Here is a 9,439-nt window from a genome sequence, read left to right as displayed (position 1 = left end):
GGAGCAATCGGACCCACCGGTCCCATCGGTGACACTGGACCTACTGGACCCATCGGACCCACTGGACCCACGGGGGCAACCGGTCCCACTGGAGACGTCGTTTTGGCTTTTGGATCTTTAAGAGGAGCTAGTGCAGAGTTACCTGGAGCAACATTCACACCCGTACCATTCAGTGTGGTTGGACCTTTATCAAATGTCACAGTTAGTATGTCAGGCAATGGATTAGTGGTAGGAGAAAGCGGAATTTTTCAAATAACGATATCTATTAACGCTGAAGCCACTGTTGATCCGGACCCAGATCAACCATATCTTGATGCTATTATTACTGTCAATGGTCTACCAATTTTTGGCGATACTACTACTTTCTTCAAGATACCTAATAGAAGCAGTTCAACGTTTGTCGTTCAAGCCTCTTTAACAGCAGGAGATGAAGTAGGAGTAGATATTAGTACTACTTTTGGTGGTACTTTAGGTTATATGAATCGCTCTTTAACTGTTGTTCAATTAAGTAATTAAATAATGATTTTTTAGAAAAACTTGGCTTGCGCCAAGTCTTTAGACGCCGGCGGAAGCCTTGGTTTTTCTTATACTTTCTGAAAGTGCAAAAAAAGCGTAGGTTCTGGGCTATGGTTAGTCCGTGAACCTACGCTTTTTTGTGTCAACACATTTAGGGAGATTGAAATAACATCAACTCAGGACCATACTGGCAATGGAACAATGGGATGATTTGGTCATTATTTTACTATTTTTTCGGAAGCGTTCATATCGAAAACAGCAGTATTCCAGAAAATCGTCACCATTGTAATGCCTAATCAAAGCCCAGACTGTCCAGAGCAAGTCCTGTGCCATCATAAAGCTTTTTATTTTTAATTCTTCCTCCGGGGTCAATGGATGACCAAAGTAGCTCTGTGTTAAATAGTCGATAGCTTCTATAGATAGTTTAGATTCAAGAATGTAGGCTGCCACATCCCAACAGGGATCATTCATTCCGGAATACTCCCAGTCTATCAGATAGGTTCTGCCAGTGCCGTCAATGACAAAGTTCTCAGGCACCGTATCATTGTGACAGGGGACTAAACTTGTACTTTTAATATTTTTTTGCACAAAATCAATTAATTTCTCTTTTTGAGTTGTGTAATCATAGAAAAAATCACCGCGTTGTTGTTGAATAATCCGTTCGTATTTGGCAAGTTCCTTCTGCCAATCGAAGTGGTTTAAAAAATGTTTTGGAAAAGAGTGAATTTTTTTCATTAAGCCGGCCACGGCTTCCATATTTTGAGGGGTGCTTGGATTGGCTTGCGCCATATTTTGGCTATTTTTGATGCAAATACTTATTTTGATGCCGCTGTCTTCATCAAAGTAAATGCAATCGGAGTTTACACCATACTCAGAGGCAATATTATTATTTACCCCTTCAATTTTTCGATCAATAATCTGTTCCGTCATGCCGCCGGGTTGCCTGATGACATATTCGATTCCCTGAATGTTCATGATGTAGTTGTAATTGGTAAGTCCGCCGGCAAAGCGGGATTTATCGAATACAATGCTTGCGTCCTGAAAAACATGGCGCAGCTTTTCTTGAACTAATTCTTCCATTCTCATATATATTACTCCACCAAGTATAGTGAAACTTGGATTTTAGAATTATTGTAAACTTACTTTAGCAAAAAAAACTAACAAAATCAATGTATTTGGACCGATATATTGGTCTAACAATGGATTTCGGCTGGTTCCTATCGTGTGGAAGTTTCATATCTAGTATTTCGTTAAATCAACCCTCTTGTCCCTATTTTTAAATAAAGTCATCTTAGTACAATAACTAAATTTTACTGGATATAAAAGTACAAATTATAGCTATTGATTATTCAAAAAAATAATTACTGCATGCGATATCATAAAGGCAACTAATTATCTAGGGAATTATCAGTCAATTGTTATGGTGAGCAAAATGATACCCGGGCAAATCAAAAGCAAATGAAAGGAATTTTCTATGGACAACACTTCATCTTCTGCGAATGCAACTGCGGTTGCTGCGAAAAAACAGCTATCATCTAATTTTTTCAAAAAGGGAGTTACCGTCGCTATCCTTTCCGGCATGTTTTACGGACTTTATACCGCTTTTATGACTCTGGGTATGGCGAATGGCGTCTGGGCAGACTGGTATGGCGTAAATAACGCCGCTCTGTCAGCCTTTGTGATTACCTACATGCTCGGGGCGCTGGGGAGTGCGCTGAACGACACCTTAAGTGCGCTATGGTGTATCGGGATTGCCGCTTTCAAAGGAAAGCTAGGCGATTATTTCAGGACGCTGAAAACAAAACCGGGCAGAGTGATGATCTTTGCCGCCCTGCTGGGAGGACCGATTGCCAGCACCGCGTATGTTGTCGCCCTTCAAATGGCTGGTTCTATCGTAATTCCAATCACTGCTCTTTGTCCTGCCATTGGGGCAATCATGGCCAGAATCTTATTCAAGCAAAAGCTGACTCCTCGTATGCTGCTTGGTATTGCAATCTGTTTCAGTGCTGCTCTGATGATCGGCAGCACCAGCATGAGCGCTGATGCACCGCCAAACCTACTTCTCGGAATTTGTATCGCTTTCATTTGTGCCTTCGGCTGGGGTCTGGAAGGCTGTATCGCAGGTTACGGAACTTCCATGATCGACTACGAGATTGGGATTACCATCCGTCAGAGCACCTCCGGTCTTTCCAATTTGCTTATTCTGGTTCCGATTCTGGCGATGCTGGCAGGAAATATCGGTCTGGCCCCTTCACTGGTGGTCCAAGCCGTTACCAGCGGACCTGCTATCATTTGGTTTGTGGTCAGCGGTTTCTTTGCCGTATTTGCCTACAGCCTATGGTATAAGGGCAACAGCATGTGCGGTGCGGCGCTCGGCATGGCCTGTAACGGCGCCTATTCCTTCTGGGGACCGTTTTTCTGCTGGCTGGTACTCGGCGTATTTGCCGGTATGGAAGGCTGGGCTCTGCCGCCTATCGCCTGGGTGGCCGCGATCGTGATGGCATTCGGTATTTTGATCATTGCGATGAATCCGTTAGACTTATTCAGAAGGAAGGAGGCGTAAGCCAATGAAACCACTGAATTACGCTATTTTAAAGCATTTTACAAAGGTGAAGGAAGCCTGTGCCGACGACGTGATCGAAGCTTTAAAGAAGGAATACGGCCATTTCAAAGCGTTGAAAAAACCAGCTGTCATTGAAGCCATCATGACAGGGGAGGCTAATGGACTCCTGGAAGAAACGAGATATGATCTTGATGAAAAGGGAGAACTGAGAGTGTATTACCGCGCCCACGAAGAAGGAGCGGCAACGATAAACAACTACATCCCCGATTAGTCATAGTTCCTTTTTCAGGCAGGGACGGCGTTTACGACCGGTTCCTGCCTGAAGTCGAGCAAAATGTGAACGTATTTTCCTGAGAATGAATATGCCCTGATAGGTTGGCTAGGGGAGTAATGTGAAAAAGGAGTTGTTTCGATGAAATACTCTGGCGAGGAAGCATTGGGCCTTGTTGAGACAAGGGGCATGGTACCGGCCATTCAAGCGGCGGATATCATGTTGAAAACTGCTGACGTTGTTCTTGTTTCCTATGAAAACGTGGGTTCCGGTCTTGTCACAGTCATGGTGAAAGGCGATGTGGCAGCCGTGAGGTCAGCTGTGGAAAGCGGTGCAGCGGCAGCGGCAGCCATTGGTGAGCTGACGGCCTCTCACGTCATGCCACGCCCCATCAGTCGGGTAGGCAAGATTGTTTCGCAGCATGACATTGATGCGAAATAAACATTGATTAGCTGGAAGGAGAAGCCGCATGGAGAAAAATTATGCTTTAGGGTTCATAGAAACCTTTGGCTTGGTTTCAGTACTGGAAGCTGCGGATGCCATGTGCAAAGCCGCGGATGTGGAATTAATTGGTTATGAAAATGTAGCTTCCGGTTTAATTTCTGTGGTGGTTCGTGGTGACGTGGGAGCGGTGAAAGCGGCTGTGGAGGCGGGCATCAAAGAAGCCAGCAAGGTGGGTAAGATTTATAGCTCCCTGGTCATTGCCAGACCACATGCGGATATACAGAAGATTATCGCCAGGTACAGTCTCGACTACTAAATGATAAATATCCTTATTTTACGGGTGGAAAGGGGGGAGAGACTGAGATATGACTAGAATTGACAATGATTTACTCTCCGTCCAAGAGGCTCGGATTCTTGTGGAAAACGCCCGCGAGGCGCAAAAGATACTGGCGACTTTCCCCCAGGAAAAACTGGATAAAATTGTCGGACAGATGGCTAAAGCAGTGTCAGGGCAGGCCAGAGATCTAGCCATGATGTCCCAGGAAGAAACAGGCTTTGGTAAATGGCAGGACAAGCTTATTAAAAACGTTTTTGCCAGTGATTTTCTCTATCAGAAACTTAAGGATATGAAAGTCGTTGGTATTATTGCTGAAGACAAAGAAAATAAGACTCTGGATATTGGTGTACCCGTTGGCGTGGTTGTCGCTTTACCTCCGTCAACGAATCCTGTATCCACTACCATATATAAGGCTCTCATTGCCATAAAATCCGGTAATGCTATTGTTTTTTCTCCTCATCCGAAAGCTAAAAAAACCATCGCCAAAGTGCTCGATATCCTGATTCAGGCGGCGGAAGAAAGCGGCCTGCCCAGTGGTGCCCTTGGATATTTGCGGACACTGGCTGTGGACGGTACGGTTGCCTTGATGAACCACAAAGACACGTCACTTATTCTAATTACAGGTGTACCCAAGATGGTCCGGGCGGCCTATACCTCTGGAAAACCAACCATTTATGGAGGCCCGGGTAATGGCCCCGCCTTTATTGAGCGTTCTGCCGACATCAAAAAGGCCACAGCAGATATTATTGCCAGCAGAACTTTCGATAACGGAATTGTCTCGGCTTCGGAACAATCGATTGTTGCTGAGGACTGTATTGCCGATGAAGTAAGGCAAGAACTTAAGCGAAATGGAGCTTACTTCATGTCGACCCTGGAGTCGGAGCAGCTCAGTAAGTATTTTTTCCGCCGTGATGGCAGTATAAATCCAGAAATTGTCGGGAAATCGGCTACGGAGTTGGCGCGGCGCATTGGTCTGTGTGTTCCGGAAGGTACCAAAGTATTAATTTCAGAACAAAAATATGTGTCTCCCACTAATCCGTACTCCAGAGAAAAACTTTGCCCGGTCCTGGCATTTTACGTTGAAAAGGACTGGATGAATGCTTGTGAAAAATGCATAGAATTACTGGTCAATGAAGGGCGAGGACATACCCTGGTTATTCACTCGCAGAATGAGCATGTAATTCGCGAGTTTGCTCTGAAAAAACCCGTTTCAAGAATACTGGTGAATACTCCCTCCAGTTTAGGGGGAATCGGAGCAACAACCAATCTCTTTCCGGCCCTGACCTTGGGTTGCGGCGCAGCAGGCGGCGGGTTTACATCTGATAATGTCACACCCATGAACTTGATTAACATCCGCAAAGTCGGCTATGGTGTGCGGCAACTGGAGGATCTAAAAAATATCGTGCAAGTTGGGGAGGTTTCTGGAACAGGTAGAACTCGTTGCTCTAGCAATCAACCTTCCATTGAAAGCACAGATGATTTGAAAGAGTTGCTGGAAAAATTACTTAACAACCTACGCAATGCGGAGAAGATTTGAGGTGACAGTGCTAATGAAAACATTTGTCATGAAACCCAAGATTTATTTCAGTGAAGGATCCATGGAATTTCTGAAAGAAATCAAAGGATCTTGTGCGTTTATTGTTTCTGATTCGATTATGGAGAAGTTAGGCTATCTCCAAAAAACGATTGATTATCTCAATGAATCGGGCATAAAGTCTGCTGTTTTTACAGAGGTACACCCTGACCCGGATGTGAAAGTCATTGCCGCAGGAATGAAGCGATACCTGGAAACCAATGCAGATACCATTGTTGCTTTGGGCGGCGGCTCTGTCATTGATGCCGCCAAGGGTATTTTGTATTCCTTGTGGCAGTTTAGAAAAGCTGCCGGGGAGGAATTTAAAAAACCACTGTTTATTGCTATTCCCTCCACCAGTGGCACAGGCTCTGAAGTGACGAACTTCTCCGTTATTACTACGGAAGGACAAAAAGTGTGCATCGTAGATGAATGGATGGCTCCGGATATAGCCATACTTGATTCCACTTGTCTCCAACATGTTCCCCAGCAAGTGGTGGCCGATACCGGTATCGATGCGCTGGTACATGCCATTGAGGCCTATGTTTCTACCGAGGCAACCGATTGCACAGATGCCCTGGCTGAAAAGGCAGTCCAATTAATTTTTCAAAACCTTAAGACACTCTACAACGATACCAGTGATGTCTGCGCCAGAGAACGTATTCAAAATGCATCTTGTATAGCGGGTATGGCCTTTACCAATGCAAATCTCGGGATTAACCACAGTCTGGCCCATGCTTTGGGGGGAACTTTTCACATTTCCCATGGACGAGCCAATGCATTGTTATTGAGCACAGTGATTGAATATAACGCAAATTTGAATGATAGCAGCAATCGATACGCAGCTGAAAAATACGCGAAATTGGCTACTGTACTGCAATTGCCTGCTCGGACCTACCGGGAAGGAACGGTAAATTTCATGCAGGCCATCAAGGATTTGAAAAAATCTCTGGGCATTCCTACTAGCATTCGCGAGTTTGGAATTGATCAAGGCAAATTTGAGAACGAAGTGGCTACAATGGCTGACCTGGCCCTCCAGGATCGGTGTACCCCCACGAGTCCCAGACAACCGTCCAGAGAAGATCTGATCGCTATCTTGCAAAAGGCATTTTAATTATAGTAAGAAACGTATCGTGAAAGGGAGGAAAGAGGCTTGGATATAAAAGAGTTTTCCAATAGATTTGCCGATGCCACAAAACATTTGTCCCCGGAAGAAACGGCTGCCATTATGAAGCTGTTCCAGGGAATTTCCCAAGAACTAGCCACAAACAGCCCAACAACGAATGGTGACACAAAGTCACCTGTGTACGAAGGAGAAATCACCGGCTTAACACCTCGTTTGGAACGTTTACGGGCTAATTATTTAAAGGCTAAGCCCAGTGTTAGTACCTATCGTGCCAGAGCTTTTACCCAAGTGACCAAGGAAAATGCGGGTTTACCTAAAATTCTGCTGCGGGCCAAGTGCTTTAGAAAAGCCTGCGAGACTGCTCCCCTGCTGATTCAAAAGGACGAACTGATTGTCGGACATCCCTGCGGCAAACCGAGAGCTGGTGCTGTATCCCCGGATATTGCCTGGAGATGGCTTCGCGACGAACTGGACACCATGTCAACCAGAGCACAGGATCCCTTTCAAATCAGTGAAGAGGACAAGCGTATTTTACGGGAAGAGATTTTCCCCTTCTGGGAAGGTAAGAGCGTAGATGAAGTTTGTCAGCAACAATATGAAGAAGCCGGTGTATGGTCATTTTCAGGTGAAGCTTTTGTCAGTGATCTTTCTTATCATCAGGTCAATGGCGGTGGGGACACCTGCCCAGGCTATGATATCATCCTGATAAAAAAAGGCATCAATGGTGCAAGACAGGAAGCCGTCGAGAAACTCAGTAAATTGTCCATGGAAAACCCGGATGACTTAGATAAAATTTATTTCTATAAAGCGGAAATTGAGACCTGTGACGGCATTTTAGCGTATGCCAAGCGGCTTTCCGATTATGCCAGAGAACTGGCTGATAAGGAACATGATGCAGCTCGGCAAAAAGAGCTTTATAAAATTTCCGAAATTTTAACCTATGTACCGGCTAATCCGCCCCGTACCTTCCATGAAGCGCTCCAGTCCATCTGGACGCTGGAATCCCTGTTTGTGGTGGAAGAAAACCAGACCGGTATTTCCCTCGGACGTTTGGATCAATATATCTATCCCATGTTCCAGGCCGACCTGGAAGCTGGCCGCCTGAACAAACTGGAAGCCTTTGAACTGTTGAGTTGTTTTATTATTAAATGCTCTGAAGTCATGTGGCTGTCTAGTGAACTGGGAGCAAAATATTTTGCCGGCTATCAACCCTTTGTCAACTGTACCGTCGGTGGACAGAAGAGAACCGGTGGCGACGCAACCAATGACTTGACGTACCTGATCATGGATGCCATTCGTTTTACCAAAATGTATCAACCGTCCTTGGCTTGCCGGATTCACAACAAATCACCACAACAATATTTAAAGAAAATTGTCGAGGTGGTAAAAGCAGGACTTGGCTTCCCAGCCTGCCATTTTGATGATGCTCATATTAAAATGATGCTGCTTAAGGGCTTCGGCATTGAAGATGCCCGGGATTATTGCCTGATGGGTTGTGTGGAACCACAAAAATCCGGCAGAATCTATCAGTGGACCTCCACCGGCTATACCCAATGGCCCATTGCCATAGAATTTGTTCTCAATCGCGGCATGATGAAATGGCATGGCACCAGACAAGGGCTTGATACAGGGGATCTTGACAATATCAAGACCTATGAAGAATTTGACGCTGCCTGCAAAAAACAAATTGAACATATTATCCGCCTATCTGCCATCGGCACCATTGTCAGCCAGCGGATTCATAAAGACCTAGTTCCTAAGCCGCTCATGTCCCTGTTGGTAGAAGGTTGTATGGAGAAAGGTACCGATGTGACAAACGGCGGCGCTCTGGTTAATTACGGCCCCGGCCTGATCTTCTCCGGCCTCGGAACCTATGCTGATTCGATGGCAGCGATTAAAAAGTTGGTCTTTGAGGAAAAGAAATATACATTAAGCCAAATGCGGGATGCCTTGGCTGCCAATTTTGTAGGCTTTGACACCCTGCGGACGGATTGTCTGAATGCTCCGAAATACGGCAATGATGATGACTATGTTGATGATATTGCCTCGGATATCATCACCTGGACAGAACGGACGCACAACCAATTTAAAATGCTGTATTCACACTTTTCCCATGGTACCCTGTCCATCTCCAACAATACGCCCATCGGCGAAATTACTGGCGCCACGGCCAATGGACGGCTGGACTGGACACCTCTGTCAGACGGCATCAGCCCGACCCAGGGTGCGGATAAATTGGGTCCCACAGCCATCATTAAATCGGTTAGCAAGCTGAATGTTGAATCCATGAATATTGGTATGGTGCACAACTTCAAATTGTTACGTGGCATTCTGGAAACCCCGGAAGGTGAAAACGGCCTGATTACCTTGCTTAGAACAGCTTCTATTCTGGGCAACGGTCAAATGCAGTTCAGCTACGTTGATAATGAGGTTTTGAGAAAAGCTCAATTAGAACCCGAAAAATATCGTGACTTGATCATTCGTGTAGCTGGGTACAGTGCCTACTTCGTAGAACTGTGCAAAGAAGTACAGGATGAAATTATCAGTAGAACCGTATTGGATCATTTTTAAGCAAAAAAGAGGAAGCATATCTAGCCTACTGAGGCGGG

Annotated in this window: 8 protein-coding genes and 1 pseudogene; 8 read left to right on the top strand and 1 reads right to left on the bottom strand. The window is 45.4% G+C overall.

The window, feature by feature from the left end:
* Window positions 1-516: pseudogene (locus BUA78_RS17325) on the top strand (collagen-like protein); the annotation flags it as partial.
* A 171-nt stretch (window positions 517-687) separates the two neighbouring features.
* On the opposite strand, the gene BUA78_RS17320 reads toward BUA78_RS17325, so the two are convergent.
* On the bottom strand, window positions 688-1,602 hold the full coding sequence (locus BUA78_RS17320; RefSeq protein WP_072917058.1) for a choline kinase family protein: 915 nt from the start codon (window positions 1,600-1,602) through the stop codon (window positions 688-690).
* A 388-nt stretch (window positions 1,603-1,990) separates the two neighbouring features.
* Between BUA78_RS17320 and BUA78_RS17315 the strand changes: the two genes are divergently transcribed.
* From BUA78_RS17315 to cutC, 7 genes are all read left to right on the top strand, one after another.
* Window positions 1,991-3,079 carry a hypothetical protein gene (locus BUA78_RS17315; protein ID WP_072917056.1) on the top strand — a complete coding sequence of 363 codons (1,089 nt, stop codon included), beginning with the start codon at window positions 1,991-1,993 and terminating at the stop codon, window positions 3,077-3,079.
* A 4-nt stretch (window positions 3,080-3,083) separates the two neighbouring features.
* Window positions 3,084-3,350, top strand: a complete 267-nt coding sequence (locus BUA78_RS17310) for a hypothetical protein (protein WP_072917054.1) — start codon at window positions 3,084-3,086, stop codon at window positions 3,348-3,350.
* Window positions 3,351-3,491: 141 nt separating this feature from the next.
* Entirely contained in the window at window positions 3,492-3,791 is a 300-nt protein-coding gene (locus BUA78_RS17305) for a BMC domain-containing protein (RefSeq protein WP_072917053.1), read from the top strand.
* Between the two features lie 28 nt (window positions 3,792-3,819).
* The gene (locus BUA78_RS17300; protein ID WP_072917051.1) at window positions 3,820-4,110 is read left to right on the top strand and encodes a BMC domain-containing protein; all 291 of its coding nucleotides are present in this window, start codon (window positions 3,820-3,822) and stop codon (window positions 4,108-4,110) included.
* 49 nt (window positions 4,111-4,159) lie between these two features.
* Entirely contained in the window at window positions 4,160-5,668 is a 1,509-nt protein-coding gene (locus BUA78_RS17295; protein ID WP_072917049.1) for an acetaldehyde dehydrogenase (acetylating), read from the top strand.
* A gap of 13 nt (window positions 5,669-5,681) precedes the next feature.
* The gene (locus tag BUA78_RS17290; protein ID WP_072917048.1) at window positions 5,682-6,818 is read left to right on the top strand and encodes a 1-propanol dehydrogenase PduQ; all 1,137 of its coding nucleotides are present in this window, start codon (window positions 5,682-5,684) and stop codon (window positions 6,816-6,818) included.
* A gap of 39 nt (window positions 6,819-6,857) precedes the next feature.
* The gene (cutC, locus tag BUA78_RS17285; RefSeq protein ID WP_072917046.1) at window positions 6,858-9,401 is read left to right on the top strand and encodes a choline trimethylamine-lyase; all 2,544 of its coding nucleotides are present in this window, start codon (window positions 6,858-6,860) and stop codon (window positions 9,399-9,401) included.
* Window positions 9,402-9,439 lie beyond the last annotated feature (38 nt).

Source organism: Desulforamulus aeronauticus DSM 10349, assembly GCF_900142375.1.
In the GTDB taxonomy this organism is placed as follows: Bacteria; Bacillota; Desulfotomaculia; order Desulfotomaculales; family Desulfotomaculaceae; genus Desulfotomaculum; species Desulfotomaculum aeronauticum.
Note: the sequence above shows the minus strand (reverse complement) of the source record. Positions and strands in the feature narration are given on the sequence as shown.

Excerpts from the sequence above, each read along its gene's own strand:
- BUA78_RS17305 (WP_072917053.1), top strand. The coding sequence starts at position 3,492 with ATGAAATACTCTGGCGAGGAAGCATTGGGCCTTGTTGAGACAAGGGGC.
- BUA78_RS17320 (WP_072917058.1), bottom strand. The coding sequence starts at position 1,602 with ATGAGAATGGAAGAATTAGTTCAAGAAAAGCTGCGCCATGTTTTTCAG.
- BUA78_RS17315 (WP_072917056.1), top strand. The coding sequence starts at position 1,991 with ATGGACAACACTTCATCTTCTGCGAATGCAACTGCGGTTGCTGCGAAA.
- BUA78_RS17295 (WP_072917049.1), top strand. The coding sequence starts at position 4,160 with ATGACTAGAATTGACAATGATTTACTCTCCGTCCAAGAGGCTCGGATT.
- BUA78_RS17300 (WP_072917051.1), top strand. The coding sequence starts at position 3,820 with ATGGAGAAAAATTATGCTTTAGGGTTCATAGAAACCTTTGGCTTGGTT.
- BUA78_RS17290 (WP_072917048.1), top strand. The coding sequence starts at position 5,682 with ATGAAAACATTTGTCATGAAACCCAAGATTTATTTCAGTGAAGGATCC.
- BUA78_RS17310 (WP_072917054.1), top strand. The coding sequence starts at position 3,084 with ATGAAACCACTGAATTACGCTATTTTAAAGCATTTTACAAAGGTGAAG.